This window comes from Candidatus Accumulibacter sp. ACC012, from assembly GCF_907163155.1.
Classification (GTDB): domain Bacteria; phylum Pseudomonadota; class Gammaproteobacteria; order Burkholderiales; family Rhodocyclaceae; genus Accumulibacter; species Accumulibacter delftensis.
Genome location: NZ_CAJQUC010000002.1, coordinates 366,536 through 380,860 on the forward strand (window position 1 = coordinate 366,536; position 14,325 = coordinate 380,860).

Annotated in this window: 16 protein-coding genes and 1 pseudogene; 5 read left to right on the forward strand and 12 right to left on the reverse strand. The window is 63.0% G+C overall.

Annotation, left to right across the window (positions count from 1 at the left end; translation table 11 throughout):
* Positions 1-3 precede the first annotated feature (3 nt).
* From QZ648_RS02170 to QZ648_RS02190, 5 genes are all read left to right on the forward strand, one after another.
* Positions 4-609 (forward strand): cytochrome b, encoded by a 606-nt coding sequence (locus tag QZ648_RS02170; protein ID WP_291995969.1) that lies wholly within the window; start codon positions 4-6, stop codon positions 607-609.
* A gap of 45 nt (positions 610-654) precedes the next feature.
* Positions 655-1,236, forward strand: a complete 582-nt coding sequence (locus tag QZ648_RS02175) for a YceI family protein (protein WP_169066709.1) — start codon at positions 655-657, stop codon at positions 1,234-1,236.
* Between the two features lie 76 nt (positions 1,237-1,312).
* Complete coding sequence (locus QZ648_RS02180) at positions 1,313-1,900, forward strand: YceI family protein (protein WP_169066708.1); 588 nt, start codon at positions 1,313-1,315, stop codon at positions 1,898-1,900.
* A gap of 79 nt (positions 1,901-1,979) precedes the next feature.
* A complete protein-coding gene (locus tag QZ648_RS02185; RefSeq protein WP_169066707.1) occupies positions 1,980-2,225 on the forward strand; it encodes a CDGSH iron-sulfur domain-containing protein in 246 nt (81 codons plus the stop codon).
* A gap of 345 nt (positions 2,226-2,570) precedes the next feature.
* A complete protein-coding gene (locus QZ648_RS02190) occupies positions 2,571-3,161 on the forward strand; it encodes a malonic semialdehyde reductase (protein WP_169066706.1) in 591 nt (196 codons plus the stop codon).
* Positions 3,162-3,239: 78 nt separating this feature from the next.
* Here QZ648_RS02190 and QZ648_RS02195 read toward each other — a convergent pair whose 3' ends face one another.
* The 12 genes and pseudogenes from QZ648_RS02195 to QZ648_RS02245 form a co-directional block, all read right to left on the reverse strand.
* Positions 3,240-4,154 carry a DMT family transporter gene (locus tag QZ648_RS02195; protein WP_291995970.1) on the reverse strand — a complete coding sequence of 305 codons (915 nt, stop codon included), beginning with the start codon at positions 4,152-4,154 and terminating at the stop codon, positions 3,240-3,242.
* A gap of 21 nt (positions 4,155-4,175) precedes the next feature.
* A complete protein-coding gene (locus tag QZ648_RS02200; protein ID WP_042330205.1) occupies positions 4,176-4,901 on the reverse strand; it encodes an ABC transporter ATP-binding protein in 726 nt (241 codons plus the stop codon).
* Positions 4,901-5,740, reverse strand: a complete 840-nt coding sequence (locus tag QZ648_RS02205) for an ATP-binding cassette domain-containing protein (RefSeq protein ID WP_169066705.1) — start codon at positions 5,738-5,740, stop codon at positions 4,901-4,903. Before QZ648_RS02205 ends, QZ648_RS02200 begins: the two co-directional genes overlap by 1 nt.
* Positions 5,737-7,056 carry a high-affinity branched-chain amino acid ABC transporter permease LivM gene (gene livM / locus QZ648_RS02210; protein WP_291995971.1) on the reverse strand — a complete coding sequence of 440 codons (1,320 nt, stop codon included), beginning with the start codon at positions 7,054-7,056 and terminating at the stop codon, positions 5,737-5,739. Before livM ends, QZ648_RS02205 begins: the two co-directional genes overlap by 4 nt.
* Positions 7,056-7,970 carry a branched-chain amino acid ABC transporter permease LivH gene (locus QZ648_RS02215; protein ID WP_169066704.1) on the reverse strand — a complete coding sequence of 305 codons (915 nt, stop codon included), beginning with the start codon at positions 7,968-7,970 and terminating at the stop codon, positions 7,056-7,058. The genes livM and QZ648_RS02215 overlap by 1 nt, the downstream gene beginning before the upstream one ends.
* Before the next feature lie 84 nt (positions 7,971-8,054).
* A complete protein-coding gene (locus QZ648_RS02220; protein ID WP_169066703.1) occupies positions 8,055-8,249 on the reverse strand; it encodes a type II toxin-antitoxin system HicA family toxin in 195 nt (64 codons plus the stop codon).
* A 22-nt stretch (positions 8,250-8,271) separates the two neighbouring features.
* Positions 8,272-8,484: a type II toxin-antitoxin system HicB family antitoxin gene (locus tag QZ648_RS02225; protein WP_169066702.1), complete on the reverse strand. Its 213-nt coding sequence runs from the start codon at positions 8,482-8,484 to the stop codon at positions 8,272-8,274.
* Between the two features lie 276 nt (positions 8,485-8,760).
* Positions 8,761-9,018: a DUF2442 domain-containing protein gene (locus QZ648_RS02230; protein ID WP_291995972.1), complete on the reverse strand. Its 258-nt coding sequence runs from the start codon at positions 9,016-9,018 to the stop codon at positions 8,761-8,763.
* Positions 9,015-9,167: pseudogene (locus QZ648_RS24785) on the reverse strand (hypothetical protein); the annotation flags it as partial. The gene QZ648_RS02230 and the pseudogene QZ648_RS24785, both read right to left, overlap by 4 nt.
* 18 nt (positions 9,168-9,185) lie before the next feature.
* On the reverse strand, positions 9,186-12,335 hold the full coding sequence (gene putA, locus QZ648_RS02235; protein WP_291995973.1) for a bifunctional proline dehydrogenase/L-glutamate gamma-semialdehyde dehydrogenase PutA: 3,150 nt from the start codon (positions 12,333-12,335) through the stop codon (positions 9,186-9,188).
* A 152-nt stretch (positions 12,336-12,487) separates the two neighbouring features.
* Positions 12,488-13,585: a branched-chain amino acid ABC transporter substrate-binding protein gene (locus QZ648_RS02240; RefSeq protein ID WP_291995974.1), complete on the reverse strand. Its 1,098-nt coding sequence runs from the start codon at positions 13,583-13,585 to the stop codon at positions 12,488-12,490.
* The gene (locus QZ648_RS02245) at positions 13,582-14,274 is read right to left on the reverse strand and encodes a GntR family transcriptional regulator (RefSeq protein ID WP_169066737.1); all 693 of its coding nucleotides are present in this window, start codon (positions 14,272-14,274) and stop codon (positions 13,582-13,584) included. The genes QZ648_RS02240 and QZ648_RS02245 overlap by 4 nt, the downstream gene beginning before the upstream one ends.
* Positions 14,275-14,325: the final 51 nt, after the last annotated feature.

Consider the following 14,325-nt stretch of genomic DNA (forward strand, 5'->3'; position numbering starts at 1 on the left):
ACGATGCCCAACACGATGACCGACAGCCGCTATTCGCATGCTGCCATGGCCCTGCACTGGCTGATGGCCATCCTCCTGATCAGCCTGTTCAGCCTCGGCATCTACATGCACGAACTGCCGCTCTCACCCGACAAGCTCAAGCTCTATTCGTGGCACAAGTGGGCCGGCGTGACCGCTTTCATGCTGGTCCTGCTGCGCCTGCTGTGGCGAGCCGGCCACCGGCCGCCGCCCTTGCCGGCGGCGATGCCGGGCTGGCAGAAGACCGCGTCGCACGGCATGCACCATTTACTCTACGTGTTGATGGTCGCGGTCCCACTGAGCGGCTGGCTGATGAGCTCTGCCAAAGGTTTCCAGACCGTGTATTTTGGCGTCCTGCCGCTGCCGGATGTCCTCGGCAAGGACAAGGAACTCGGCGAGTTGCTGCAGACGGTGCACAAGATTCTCAACCTCAGTCTGGCGGCGCTGGTGGTCGCGCATGTGGGCGCTGCGCTGAAGCATCATCTCATCGACCGCGACGACATCCTGTCGCGCATGCTGCCTTTGCGCAAGCGCCGGCAGGAGTCCCCCCAGACCCAGACCCGCACGCAATCGCAGGCGCAAAGCCGCTGACCCGTAGAGAAACCTTCCCGCGTTCGACGCACCCATGGAGAATACATGAACATCCTTCGCCCAATCCCGGTCGCGCTGCTGGCCGCGCTGCTGGTCGCCAGTGGCGCCACGCAGGCGGTCGAGTTTTCGCAGTTCCAGGCCGACAAGAGCACGCTGCAGTTCGTTTCCAAACAAATGGGGGTGGCGGTCGACGGCCGCTTCAAGAAGTTCTCCGCGACGCTGGCTTTTGATCCGGCCAAGCCGGCGGCAGCGACTGCCAGGCTCGAGCTCGACCTGGCCAGTGTCGATGCCGGCTCGGCGGAGGCCGACGGCGAGGTGGTCGGCAAGCCGTGGTTCAACGTCAAACTGTTCCCCACCGCCACTTTCGTTGCGACGGCGATTCGTCCGCTCGGCGGCGACAAGTTCGAACTCGTTGGCAAGCTGAGCATCAAGGACAAGACGCAGGATGTCAGCGCACCTTTCAGCTTCCGGGAGGAGGATGGCAATGCTATCTTCGCCGGCGCTTTCATCCTCAAGCGCCTCGATTTCGGTGTTGGTGACGGCATCTGGTCCGATGTCAGCGCCGTCGCCAACGAAGTGCAAATCAAGTTTCACATCGTCGCTGCACCCGCAGCAGCCGGCAAGTAAGCCGTTGCCGGCGAGCAGTTCGGATCCGTCTGCAGAATATCCATTAACCATCGTTCCCATCTCAAGGAGATGTCGCATGAAGAGGCAAGTTGCCCCGCGCAAAGTTTTTGCCATTGTCGCCCTCAGCGGTCTTTTCGCAGCGCCGGTATTCGCTGCAGGCGAAACATTTGTCGTCGATCCGAACCACACCTATCCGCGTTTCGAATACAACCATCTTGGTTACTCGAAGCAGATCCAGCGCTTCAACAAGACGTCCGGGACCATCGTTGTCGACCGTGCGGCCAAGACCGGCGCGGTGGACATCAGCATTGACGCCAGGTCGGTGGATACCGGTTACCCATTGTTCGACGAGCATATCCAGGGCGAGGACTATTTCGATACCGCGAATTATCCGACCATCACCTACCAGTCGACGGCCGTGAAATTTGAAGACGACAAGCCGGTGTCCGTCGAAGGTCTGCTGACCATCAAGGGGGTGACCAAGCCGGTGACCCTGACCGTCACCTCGTTTCACGCCATGCCGCACCCGATGCTCAAGAAGGACGCCATCGGCGCCAATGCCGTCGCCCAGATCAAACGTTCCGACTTCAACGCCGGCAAGAACGCGCCTTACGTGAGCGACGAGGTGACACTAAGCATCGCCGTCGAAGCCCTGAAGCAGTAGACTGGCCTTCACACGGGGCCCTCGGGCCCCGCCCCGGCTTGCCGTTTTGGCGAGCAACAACAAGAAACTGGAGACTGCCATGAGCGAGAACAAGCCCACCGTTGCCCAACAAGCGCCGTACGCGGTTGATGTCGAAGCTGGCAAGACCTACTGGTGGTGCGCTTGCGGTAACAGCAAGAAGCAGCCTTTCTGCGACGGTAGCCACAAAGCTGGCCCCTTCTTGCCGCTGGAGTACAAAGCGGAAGCGGCCGCGAAGCTCTACTTTTGCGGTTGCAAGCACAGCGCCAACAAGCCGCTGTGCGACGGCAGCCACAAGAAGCTTTAACGGTCATGACACGTGGAGACACCCCAAATCATGAAAGTCATGACCGTTTCCTTCTCACTTGCAGTGCGCATTCCGGCTTGCACGCCGGAATCGTTCGCCGGGCAGGGAGCATGCTCCCTGAATTCCCCGCCTCACCCCTGCCCCTTCTCCCGCAAGGGGAGAAGGGAGTTTCGTGAGTCGCTTGCGCGACTTTCACATTAATAACGAGAAAGACGAAACGGACGAAACGGACGAAGCGGCCGAAATAGCCGCAACGGACGCAAGAAGCCAAAGCGGCGAAGCGCTGCAGCGGGCATCCACAGCCGCTTGCTCAGCACCCACCCAAACCTCCGGAGGAGAGAGCACATGACCAGAAGCCTGAACAGCGCAGCACTCGCCCAACTATTCTGCGAAGCGCGAACCCACAACGCTTTCGCCCCCGAGCCCCTTCCCGAGGCGACTCTGCGTCACCTGTACAGCTTGATGAAGTGGGGTCCGACGTCCATGAATTGCCAGCCCGCGCGGCTGCTCTTCGTGACCAGCGCCGAGGGCAAGGCACGCTTGGCGCCAGCGCTGTCGCCCGGCAACCTGGACAAGACGCTGGCTGCCCCGGCAACCGTAATCGTTGCCACCGACAGCCGCTTCTACGAGCATCTGCCGACGATGTTTCCGGCCTACGACGCCCGGCCGATGTTTGCCGGCAACGCAGAACTGGCTGCCAGCACCGCCGCACGCAACGGCACCTTGCAAGGCGCTTACCTGATTCTCGCCGCGCGTGCTCTGGGTCTGGATTGCGGGCCGATGTCCGGTTTCGATGCTGGCAAGCTCAACGCCGCGTTCTTCCCGGACGGCCGTTACCAGGCCAATTTTCTGTGCAATCTTGGCGTCGGCGATCCCGCGGCGCTGCACCCGCGCGGGCCACGCTTGAGTTTCGAGGAAGCCTGCGAGATCGCCTGAGGGACGCCTTGCTTTTCTTTTCGCTCGTCTTCCGTGTTGCGTCGAGTGACTGCGTTTTCGAACCCGCGTGACCTTGGCTCAACGACCTTCGCCACGCGCCGCCAGGTAAATCCCGAAGAGCAGCAGCGCAAAACCAATCCCCTGCAACAGCGCGAACGACTCTGCGAAGAATATCCAGGCCAGCGCTGCGCTGCCGACCGGTTCGCCGAGCGTCACCACGGCGATGAAAGTCGCGGAGACGTGTTTCAGCGACCAGTTGTACGAAGTGTGCCCGAGCAACTGCGGGCCGAGCGCCATTCCCAGAGCAATCAGGTAGGCGGCGCCGGAATAGCCGGTGAGCGGCGTGCCGCTCAACTGGCAGGCGAAGAGCAGAAACAGCGAGGCGCTGCCATAGGCCAGCCAGACGTAGGCCGGTAGCGGCAGATTGGCGCGCAGGCGCCGCCCGATCAGCAGGTAGGCGGAAAAACACCAACTGCCGACGATGGCCAGGAAGTTGCCGAGCAGCGGGTCACTGCCGGCCACGCTGCTCTGGCTATCGCTCCAGAAGATCAGCAGGCTGCCGGAAAGCGAGATGACGATGCCCAGGGCCATCACGGCGCCCGGCTTTTCCCCGAAGAGAAAAAACGAAGCGATGCCAACCCAGAGCAGATTGGTGGTCACCAGCGCCGTGCTGCTGGCTACCGAGGTGTATTCGAGCGAGGTGATCCAGGTGGCGAAGTGCAGCGCCAGGAAGAAACCGGCGCCGCAGGTCAGCAGGGCCTGGCGCAGGCTCAGCGCGCGTAGCACATGGCCCGATTGCCAGAGGGCAATCGGGGTGATGATCAGCGCCGCCAGCCCCAGGCGCAGGGTGGCGATGGTCAGGGACGGCAGGCCGTGGCCTTGCGCCAGGCGCGCCAGAATGGCGCCAAAGGAAATCGCCAGCAGCCCGATGCCGAGGACCACGAAGGGCAGCCAGCGCGGCGGCGCCGCGCTCTCCTCCGCACTTTTTTCCACGCCTTCGCTGCCAGCGCTCGGCTAGGCAGCGGTCTCCGTCTGGGCGCCCTCGAGATAGGCGGCGCGCACTTCCGGACTGGCCAGCAGTTCGCTCCCCGTGCCGGAGAGAATGATCTGGCCGTGCTGCAGGACGTAGCCACGATGCGCCACGCGCAGGGCGTGGTGCGCGTTCTGCTCGACGAGCAGGATGGTCATGCCGTGCTCACGGTTGAGCTCGCGAATGATCTGGAAAATCTTCTTGATATACAGCGGCGCCAGGCCCAGCGAAGGCTCGTCGAGGAGCAGCAGTTGCGGCCGGCTCATCAGCGCGCGGGCGATGGCCAGCATCTGCTGTTCGCCACCCGATAGCGTGCCGGCACTCTGCGTGCAACGCTCTTCGAGAATCGGAAAAAGGGTGTACATGCGCTTCAGGTCGACCGCAAAGTTGCTCTCTTCGCCGAGAACGGCGCCCATTTGCAGGTTTTCGAGGACCGTCATGCGCGGGAAGATGCGCCGCCCTTCGGGAACCAGGGCGATGCCGCGGCGGGCGATGTCATGGGTCGGCAGGGCGGTGATGTCTTCACCATCGAAGACGATGCGCCCGGCCGAGGCGCGCGGCTGGCCGAAGATGGACATCATCAGCGTCGATTTGCCGGCGCCGTTGGCGCCGATCAGGGTCACCACCTCGCCGACCTGCACCGCCACATCGACACCGTGCAGGGCGTGGATGCTTCCATAGTGGGCATGGACACCCGACAGTTGCAGCATCATGAGCTGGCCTCCGCGTGCAGTTGTTCGTCGGCATCGTCCTCGCCCAGATAGGCCTTGATGACGTTCGCGTCCTGCTGGATGTGTGCCGGCGTGCCTTCGGCGATCTTGCGCCCGTAGTTGAGCACGCAGATATGATCGGAGACGTTCATCACCACACTCATGTCGTGCTCGATGAGCAGGATGGCGATGCCTTCGTCAGCTGCCAGGTGCTTGAGCAGTTCGTTGAGTTCGGCCGATTCGCGCGGATTGAGGCCGGCCGCCGGCTCGTCGAGGCACAGCAACAGCGGGTCGACACAGAGAGCGCGGGCGATCTCGATGCGCCGCTGCATGCCGTAGGGCAGGTCGCCGGCCGCGGTATTGGCCTTGTCGATCAGATCCAGCCGCTTCAGCCAGCCGATGGCCTTGTCCATCGCCGCCGCCTCGGCACGCCGGTAGCCGGCGAGGCCGAAGAGTCCGGCCAGCGAGAAAACCGAGGCATGCTGCAGCGCATTGTGCTGGGCCACCATCAGGTTTTCGAGGACGGTCATCTTCGGAAACAGGCGGATGTTCTGAAAAGTGCGCACCACCTGCGCCTTGTGCGCCACCTGGTGGCTGGGCAGCGTTTCGAGGCGCAGCAGACCGCGCTTGGGATGGTTCAGGCGGACACTGCCTTCGGTCGGCTTGTAGAAGCCGGTCAGGCAGTTGAAGAAAGTTGTCTTGCCGGCGCCGTTCGGCCCGATGACGCCGGTGATCTGGCGCGCGGCAACGTCCAGCGACATGTCGTCGATGGCCAGCAGACCGCCGAAGCGCATGGTCAGGCGCTCGACGCTGAGGAGCGGAGTGGTGGTGGCGCTCATTTGCCTTCTCCGTCGGCGGTGTAACGCAGCGTCGGTTCGCGGTGCGACAGGATGCCGCCCGGCTTCCAGACCATGATCAGGACCATCGCCGCGCCGAAGAGCAGCATCCGGTACTCGGCGAAATCGCGTCCCAACTCGGGCAGCAGTACCAGCACCAGCGAGGCCAGCACGACGCCCAGCTGGCTGCCCATGCCGCCGAGAACGACGATCGCCAGGATAATCGCCGACTCGCTGAAAGTGAAGGATTCCGGCGAGATGAAGCCCATCCGGGCCGCGAAAAAAACGCCGGCAAAACCGCCGAGCATGGCCCCGATGGCAAAGGCCGAGAGCTTGACGTTGCGGGCGTTGATGCCCATTGCCTTGCAGGCGATCTCGTCTTCGCGGATCGCTTCCCAGGCGCGCCCGATCGGCAGCTTGCGCATGCGCGAGACGAAGAGGTTGGTGAGCAGCGCCAGCGCCAGGATCAGGTAGTAGAGAAAGATCAGGCGCTGGATTGGCGAATACTCGATACCGAAAAACGAGGCAAAGGTCGGATCATCGCCGGGCGGCTTGAGTTCGAGACCGAAGAAGGTCGGCCGCGGAATCGACGCAATGCCGTTCGGGCCACCGGAGAGTTCGGTCCAGTTCACCAGGATGACGCGGATGATCTCGCCGAAGCCGAGTGTGACGATGGCCAGATAGTCGCCACGCAGGCGCAGCGTCGGCCAGCCGAGCAGGACGCCGAAAAGGGCCGCCATGGCGCCGGCCACCGGCAGGGCCTCCCAGAAGCCCCAGCCGAATTGCGTTCCGAGGATGGCGTAGGTGTAGGCGCCGACGGCGTAGAAGGCGACGTAACCAAGATCGAGCAGGCCAGCCAGGCCGACGACGACGTTCAGGCCCCAACCGAGCATGACGTAGATCAGCACGGTGGTCGCGGTATCGACGACGTAGCGGTTGTCGGCAAAGAACATCGGCAGGGTCAACGCCACGCCTAATGCTGCCCAGGCGACCCAGGTGAGCATCGGGCTGCCGCTGCGTCCACTGCTGTCGGTCAGCGCTGCCGCGGCCGTGGCCGCAGTCGAGCGCTCCCGCGTCAGTTGGTGCGCCTTGAACTGGTCGATGCCGTAACGCAGAAGCAGCCGGCCCGCGAAAGCGACGCCGACGAAGATGAACAGGGTCGGCCAGCGCGTGGCGATCTGCAAGGCGCCACCGCTATCGACGGTGGTCAGGCCGATCATCGGAATGCCCAGCAGCAGGGCAATGAAGGCCACCGCGGCGGCGTCCTTGAGACGCGTCGCGGGCGAGAGGCTGTGTGGGGCGAGAACGAAAGCGGCCATCAGACTTTCTCCACTTCAGGACGGCCGAGCAGGCCGGAAGGGCGGAACATCAGGACCAGGATCAGGATGCTGAAAGTCGCCACGTCCTTGTATTCGGCAGACAGATAGGCGGCCCAGAAAGCTTCGATCAGGCCAATCAGCAGGCCGCCGAGCATCGCCCCCGGCAGCGAGCCGATGCCGCCGAGAACGGCCGCCGTGAACGCCTTGATGCCGGCGACGAAACCGATGAAGAAGTCGACCACCCCGTAATAGACGGTGACCATCACCCCGGCCACCGCCGCCAGCGCTGCACCAAGCATGAAAGTCAGCGAAATCGTGCGGTCGACGTTGATGCCGAGCAGGGCGGTCATCGTCCGGTCCTGCTCGCAGGATCGTTGCTGTCGTCCGAACGAGGTTTTTGTGATCAGGTAAGTGAAGCCGGCCATCAGCGCCACGGTGACGATAACGATGAGAATCTGGGTGTAGGCCAGGCGAACGGTAAAGCCGTCGACGGTCATCAGATCGATGCCGCCGACGAGCACCGGCGGGATCGGCTTGACGCGCGCCCCCTGCGTCAACTGCACCATGTTCTGCAGGAAAATCGACATGCCGATCGCCGAAATCAGCGGCGCCAGCCGCGTCGCCCCGCGCAGCGGCCGGTAAGCGATGCGCTCGACGGCCCAGCCATAGACCGAGGTAAACAGGACGGCGATGATCAGCACCAGCACCAGCGCCAGAGGCACCGAGCTGATCGCGAAACTGGCGAGCAGGGTAAACACGGTGACGGCGATGAAGGCGCTGACCATGTAGATGTCGCCGTGCGCGAAGTTGATCATGCCGATGATGCCGTAGACCATCGTGTAACCGATGGCGATCAGGCCATAGACGGCGCCAAGCGTCAGGCCGTTGATCAGTTGCTGAAGTGCAAGAGCCATCACCTTCCTCCTTTGCTGCTGGCGCGAAATGCGCTGATTATCGTGCTTGCGTCAGACCGTCAAACTTCGCCGGCAAGCGCAGCGTCAGAATCTTCCCGGCTCTGGAATGCCAAGGTCACGGCAAATCTTGATCGCCAGGTAATTGCTGATTTCGTTATGTCTTGGAACGGCGCTTCGCCTGTTGGTACTTGAATGGCACCACCAGGAATGGTTACCACCTTCACGCAGCAAGGCGCAACCATGCGCCATGAGATGTGCCAGCAAATCGCGCCGCTTCACAGTGCCGCTTCACAGTGCCGCTTCACAGTGCAATTGGCAGTTCTTCAAATCGGGTTCCAGCCGCATCAAGTGCATCTGCCCGATTGAGGTCAATGGCTTCGATCAGGGTTTCGCGCAGGGATTGCAAGAGACCTTCTCGTGAAGACTCCTGGCAGTTGACCCCCGGCACCTCTTCGATCCAGCCAATCCACCACTCGGCATCCTGCTTGATTACTGCGGTGTAGGTTCGATTCATGCTTCCTCATCCTTTCGAGCGCTACTCGCGCGCTCCGTGCTTGCGACGCGTTCCCGGGGACATCTTGCTGGGCAACTCATCGACTGACTTCATTGGATCTTTTTCGTAGTTTGACAGCAGGGTGTAGTCGATTTCGTAGGTTTTCGCCGGAAGCAGCCCGAATTCATGCAGTTCCAGCAATTCGATTAGGCGATCCCCGTCAATCAATTTGGCAGCGCTTCGGAGCGCAATCGCTTCGGCCGGCAAGCATCAGTATTGGGTAGGTCACGATTGTGGTCAGGCGCTTCGTCTGCGCGGGGTCGGATGATGTGCGACACCAAGCAGAGCATCGATCGAGATGTCTTCGTCGATCAATTTCCAGTGAATACCATACCGCGATGGAGAAACTTCGAATTCCTTCTGTTCTTCCTCCGTCGCGGCCGCCAGCGCCGGTGATATTTGCTTCAGGTCACGCTGAATTCTCTGGCCATCGACGACGAGGCTGAGAACGCCCCGTTCGATAGCGATGCCATCCACTTCATGGTGCTTTTTCATTTTCCCCGCCTTTCCTGGAATTCTCTCCACTGCTCAACGACATAATCGAAGTGTTCAAAGGTTATTTGCCGTATTTGCTTCCTGTCCCGGGATGACAATCCGCAACAATTGGCTTCCTGAATATCAAAGCCGTCTACATCGATCCAGTATTTGCACTCGGCGCTTTCTCATTCATCACCCGCATCGAGCGCCATCAAGCTGGCGTTGCCGCCAGCGGCGGTGGTATCGACCGACAGCGTGCGCTCGCTCGCAAAGCGGTAGAGATAGTGCGGCCCACCGGCCTTCGGCCCGGTGCCCGACAGTCCTTCACCACCGAAAGGCTGCACGCCAACCACCGCTCCGATGAGGTTGCGGTTGACGTAGGTGTTGCCGACGTGCAGCCGGGCAGTAATGCGTCGAACGGTGTCCTCGATGCGGCTGTGGATGCCCAGGGTCAGGCCATAGCCGGTGCTGGCGATGGCGTCGCAGACCTTGTCCAGATCCTCGCCACGCCAGCGGACGATGTGCAGGATCGGCCCGAAGACTTCGCGTTCGAGGCGCGACAGGCTGTCGATTTCGTAGGCGCGTGGGGCAAAGAAGCTGCCGTCGGCGGTGGCCTGCTCGTCGAGCGCGCAGGTATAGAGCGGGGTCGCAAAACTGTCCAGCCAGCTGGCGTGGGCGACGAGCACCTTGCGCGCGGCTTCGTCGATTACCGGGCCGACGTCGGTGCGCAGGTCGGCCGGGTCGCCGATGCGCAGTTCCTGCATCGCGCCGGCGAGCATCGTGCCGACGCGGTCGGCAATATCCGCCTGGACGAAGAGCACGCGTAGTGCCGAGCAGCGCTGACCGGCCGAATTGAAGGCCGAGGCGAGGACGTCGCGGACGATCTGTTCGGGCAGTGCCGACGAGTCGGCGATCAGCGCGTTCTGACCACCGGTCTCGGCGATCAACGGCACCAGCGGGCCGTCCTTGCCGGCCAGGCTGCGGGCGATGATGCGCGCCACCTCGGTCGAGCCGGTGAAGGCCACGCCGGCGCATTCGCGGCCGGCGACCATCGCCGCACCGACGCGGCCATCGCCGGGCAGGAAGGCCAGGACATTGGTCGGGATGCCGGCGCTGTGCAGCATGCCCACAGCCAGCGCAGCGACCAGTGGTGTCTGCTCGGCGGGCTTGGCGAGTACCGTGTTGCCGGCGGCCAGCGCCGCGGCGACCTGGCCGACGAAAATGGCCAGCGGGAAATTCCACGGGCTGATGCAGACGAAAACTCCGCGGCCGTGCAGCGACAGGCTGTTGCTCTCGCCGGTCGGGCCGGGTAGCACGATCGGCGCGGCGAACTTCTCCCTGGCCTGGGCGGCGTAGTAGCGGCAGAAATCAATCGCCTCGCGGACTTCGGAAACGGCGTCGACCTGGATGCGGCCGCCTTCGCGAACGATCAGCGCGACCAGTTCCGGGAGGCCTTCCTGCATCAGGTCGGCGGCACGCTCGAGAGCGGCCGCACGGGTGGCGGCGGGCGTCGCTTCCCAGGCCGGGAAGGCTGCCTGCGCGACCGCCAGGGCGGCGTTGACGTCGGCGACGCTGGCTTCGATCACCTGTCCGACGACTTCGCGCTGGTTGGCCGGCGAACAGACCGGCCGGCTGCTGGCGCCGGTTCCCTGCTTGCCGCCAATCAGCGGCGCGGCGAGGTAGTTCACCGTCTGGCTTTGCTGGATGGCCTGGTGCAGGTCTTGCAGTGCGGCTTTGTCGTTCATGTCCGGTCCTTCACTGTTGGCGCGTTTGGCACCGAAAATGTCACGTGGCAGCGGGATGCGCGGCTGGCGTTTGACTGCCAGCGCGGCCAGTCTTTCGACCGGGTCGGCAATCAGCGCGTCGATCGGCAGCTCGGCGTCGGCGATGCGATTGACGAAGGACGAGTTGGCACCATTCTCGAGGAGGCGACGAACCAGGTAAGCGAGCAGGTCTTCATGGCTGCCGACCGGCGCGTAAACGCGACAGGGCCGGTTCCACTTTGTGGCCCCGACGATCTGGTCGTAGAGCTCTTCGCCCATGCCGTGCAGGCGCTGGTATTCCCATTCGTCGCTGCCGCCGGCGCTGATCGCGATTTCGGCGACGGCGGCGAGGGTGTGCGCGTTGTGCGTCGCGAATGCCGGGTAGAAGGCCTGTGGATCGGCGAACAAGCGCCTGGTACAGGCCAGGTAGGAGACATCGCTCGTCACCTTGCGCGTAAACACCGGGTAATCGCTATGCCCACGCTCCTGCGCGATCTTGATCTCGGCGTCCCAGTAGGCGCCCTTGCACAGGCGCACCAGCAAGCGCCGCTGGCCACGGTGGGCAACGTCGGCAAGCCAGTCGAGCAGGGGCAGGGCGCGTTTCTGGTAGGCCTGGATGGCCAGACCGAGCCCGTTCCAGCCGAGCAGTTCGTGATCGGTGGCCAGCGCTTCGATCAGTCCCATCGACAGTTCAAGGCGCTCGGCTTCCTCGGCGTCGATGGTCAGGCCGATGTTCCTGGCCTTGGCCCTGACCGCCAGCGCCTTGATCGCCGGCAGCAGTTCGCGGCGCACACGTTCTTCGTTGGCGACTTCATAACGCGGGTGCAAGGCGGAGAGCTTGATCGAGATCGATGGCGCGATGAACGGCGGCCGACCACTGGCGGAGTCGCCGATGGCGGCGATCGCCTTGCTGTAGGAATCGAAGTAGCGCAGCGCGTCGGCGCTGGTGCGTGCGGCTTCGCCGAGCATGTCGTAGGAGTGCCGGTAGCCGGCTTTTTCCGCGCTACGTGCGCGCTCCAGCGCCTCATTGATATTGCGCCCCATGACGAACTGCTTGCCGAGAATGCGCATCGCGGTGGTCACCGCCTGGCGGATCACGGGTTCGCCGGTACGCGAAACCAGGCGCCTGAGAATGCCGCTGAGGTTGCGCTGCGCCGTGTCGAGATTGACGATCTGGCCGGTGAGCATCAAGGCCCAGGTGCCGGCATTGACGAAAGTGCTGTGCGAGGCGCCGAGTCGTTTCTGCCACTCGGTGCTGCCGATCTTGTCGCGAATCAGGCGATCGACGGTGTCTGCATCGGGGATGCGCAGCAGCGCTTCGGCGAGGCACATCAGCACCACCCCCTCGCGCGACGAAAGGTCGTAGGTGGTCAGGAAGGCATCGATGCCGCCGCTTTTCAAGCGTTGGTCGCGAACCGTCTGCACCAGCGGCGTCGCGCGTTGGCGGATGCCCTGCTGTTCGGATGCGGTGAAGCGCGCCTTGGCAATCAGCTCCTCGACGAGCGTTTCCTCGTCAATGCGGTGATAGTCACGCAAACGCTGCCGTAGTGCTTGGGGTGTGGCCACGCTCATGCTGTCTCCCAGTTGATGCGAGTTGATCCGATTTGGCACGCTGCGTCGGTGCCGCCATGCGTTGTTGAAAGTCCGCCCTCGGGGCGGGCGCCGCGAGTTCTTCTTGGTCCCGGGTGCCGGCTGGCAGAGCCAGCCGGCACCCGGGTCGCTGCTTACTTCTTCACGTAATCGTACTTGCCACCTTGCCACTGATAGACCATGAAGCCGGGCAGTTTGTTGTCGCCCTTGGCGTCGAAGCTCAGTTTGCCGATCACCGTGTCGAAACTGCCTGAACGCAGCGCCTTTTCCATATCCTTGTACTTGGTGCTCTTGGCCGCGTTGGCCGCTTCGGCGAACAATTGCATGGCCGCATAGGCGTACATCACGTAGCCCTCGGGCTCGACCTTGGCGTCACGGAACTGCTTGACGACGGCGGCGGCAGAGGGGTTCTTGCGCGGATCCGGCGCAAAGGTGAAGAACACGTTGTCGGCGGCCGGGCCGGCAGCGGTCACCAGCTCGGAGTTGGTCATCGTGTCACCACCCATCACCGTCAGTTTCAGGCCTGCCTGTTGTGCCTGGCGCAGGATCAGCGCGACTTCCGTGTGGTAGCCACCGAAGGCCATCACCTCAACGCCAGCCGACTTGAGCTTGCTGACCAGACCCGAATAGTCTTTTTCGCCGGCGGTGATCGATTCACGCAGTGCTGGCTTGACGCCCTTGGCTTCCATTGCCTTGGCGATTTCGTCGGCGAGACCCTTGCCGTAGGCGCTCTTGTCGTCGACCACGGCGATCTTCTGGCCCTTGAAGTGCTCGGCCAGGAAGGTGCCGGCAACCAGGCCCTGCTGGTCATCACGGCCCATGATCCGGAAGATGTTCTTCAAGCCGCGCTCGGTGACCTGCGGGTTGGTCGACACCGTGGCCATCGGAATCTGCGACTCGTTGTAGACGTCGGACGCCGGGATCGTAGAGCTCGAACACCAGTGCCCGTGCATGAAGACGATCTGCTTGTTGACCATGGTGTTGGCCACTGAAACGGCCTGTTTCGGATCGCAGGCGTCGTCGCCGATTTCCAGCTGCAGCTTCTGGCCAAGGACGCCGCCTTTGGCGTTGATGTCGGCGATGGCCATCTCGGCGCCCTTGCGGATCTGGTCACCTGCCGACGCGTATTGACCGGTCATCGGCCCGGCGATGGCCACCAGAATGTCGGCGTAAGCGCTGCCGCCGGCGAGGGCCAGCAGACTGAAGCTGGCCGTCAGGATCGACTTTCTCATTTGTTTCCTCCTTTGCTACGGTGGTAATTCAGGTAATGGACAAGTGACGCACCCGCAGCGAGCACATGCGCCCGCGTGAGTTCTGCCGCCGCGTCGGGGTCCCTGCGCACGAAGGCGTCGAGAATCTCGGCGTGTTCGTGCAGGGTCTTGGGCAGTTCGGTGGTGATCGACAAGGGCGCGCGCACATAGCGTTCGACCTTGTTGTACAGCGATCGTATTTCGGCCAGCAGGATCGGTCGCTCGGCTGCAACATAGAGCGTCGAATGAAACAGCCAGTTCAATTCGCCCCAGCGACCGCCGTCGCTGGCCAGCGCAAAAGCAGCAAGATGCTGGCGAGCGCTGGCGATGGCCTGCTCGTCGATCAGTGGCGCCGACAGGCGGGCGGCGCGTGCTTCGAGCATGGCCCGTATTTCCATGTATTCGCCGATCTCGGCGGCGGAAAGCGAGGCCACCACGGCGCCACGGTGAGGCAGGAAAGTCACCAGGCCTTTCGCCTCGAGGTGCTTCAAGGCTTCGCGGACGGGGATTTTGCTGACGTGGAAGTGGCTGGCGATTTCGTCCTGCCGCAGTACCTCGCCCGCTGCCAGGGTGCCATCGACAATGGCTTTCTTGAGCGTCAAGGCCACATGGTCCGACGCGCTGAGGCGCGGAATTTTCTCGGCGGCGATCAGTTCAAGAACCGACGGCATGGGCAATGAGATGGGCTCCGAATATCGTATACGATCTAAACATTCGCCCGC

What these genes read in the sequence shown, in the direction of transcription:
- QZ648_RS02175 (WP_169066709.1), top strand. Translation starts at nt 655, where the DNA reads ATGAACATCCTTCGCCCAATCCCGGTCGCGCTGCTGGCCGCGCTGCTG.
- QZ648_RS02245 (WP_169066737.1), bottom strand. Translation starts at nt 14,274, where the DNA reads ATGCCGTCGGTTCTTGAACTGATCGCCGCCGAGAAAATTCCGCGCCTC.
- QZ648_RS02200 (WP_042330205.1), bottom strand. Translation starts at nt 4,901, where the DNA reads ATGCTGCAACTGTCGGGTGTCCATGCCCACTATGGAAGCATCCACGCC.
- QZ648_RS02180 (WP_169066708.1), top strand. Translation starts at nt 1,313, where the DNA reads ATGAAGAGGCAAGTTGCCCCGCGCAAAGTTTTTGCCATTGTCGCCCTC.
- QZ648_RS02225 (WP_169066702.1), bottom strand. Translation starts at nt 8,484, where the DNA reads ATGAATCGAACCTACACCGCAGTAATCAAGCAGGATGCCGAGTGGTGG.
- QZ648_RS02215 (WP_169066704.1), bottom strand. Translation starts at nt 7,970, where the DNA reads ATGGCTCTTGCACTTCAGCAACTGATCAACGGCCTGACGCTTGGCGCC.
- putA (WP_291995973.1), bottom strand. Translation starts at nt 12,335, where the DNA reads ATGAGCGTGGCCACACCCCAAGCACTACGGCAGCGTTTGCGTGACTAT.
- QZ648_RS02190 (WP_169066706.1), top strand. Translation starts at nt 2,571, where the DNA reads ATGACCAGAAGCCTGAACAGCGCAGCACTCGCCCAACTATTCTGCGAA.
- QZ648_RS02230 (WP_291995972.1), bottom strand. Translation starts at nt 9,018, where the DNA reads ATGAAAAAGCACCATGAAGTGGATGGCATCGCTATCGAACGGGGCGTT.
- QZ648_RS02240 (WP_291995974.1), bottom strand. Translation starts at nt 13,585, where the DNA reads ATGAGAAAGTCGATCCTGACGGCCAGCTTCAGTCTGCTGGCCCTCGCC.
- QZ648_RS02170 (WP_291995969.1), top strand. Translation starts at nt 4, where the DNA reads ATGCCCAACACGATGACCGACAGCCGCTATTCGCATGCTGCCATGGCC.
- QZ648_RS02205 (WP_169066705.1), bottom strand. Translation starts at nt 5,740, where the DNA reads ATGAGCGCCACCACCACTCCGCTCCTCAGCGTCGAGCGCCTGACCATG.
- QZ648_RS02185 (WP_169066707.1), top strand. Translation starts at nt 1,980, where the DNA reads ATGAGCGAGAACAAGCCCACCGTTGCCCAACAAGCGCCGTACGCGGTT.
- livM (WP_291995971.1), bottom strand. Translation starts at nt 7,056, where the DNA reads ATGGCCGCTTTCGTTCTCGCCCCACACAGCCTCTCGCCCGCGACGCGT.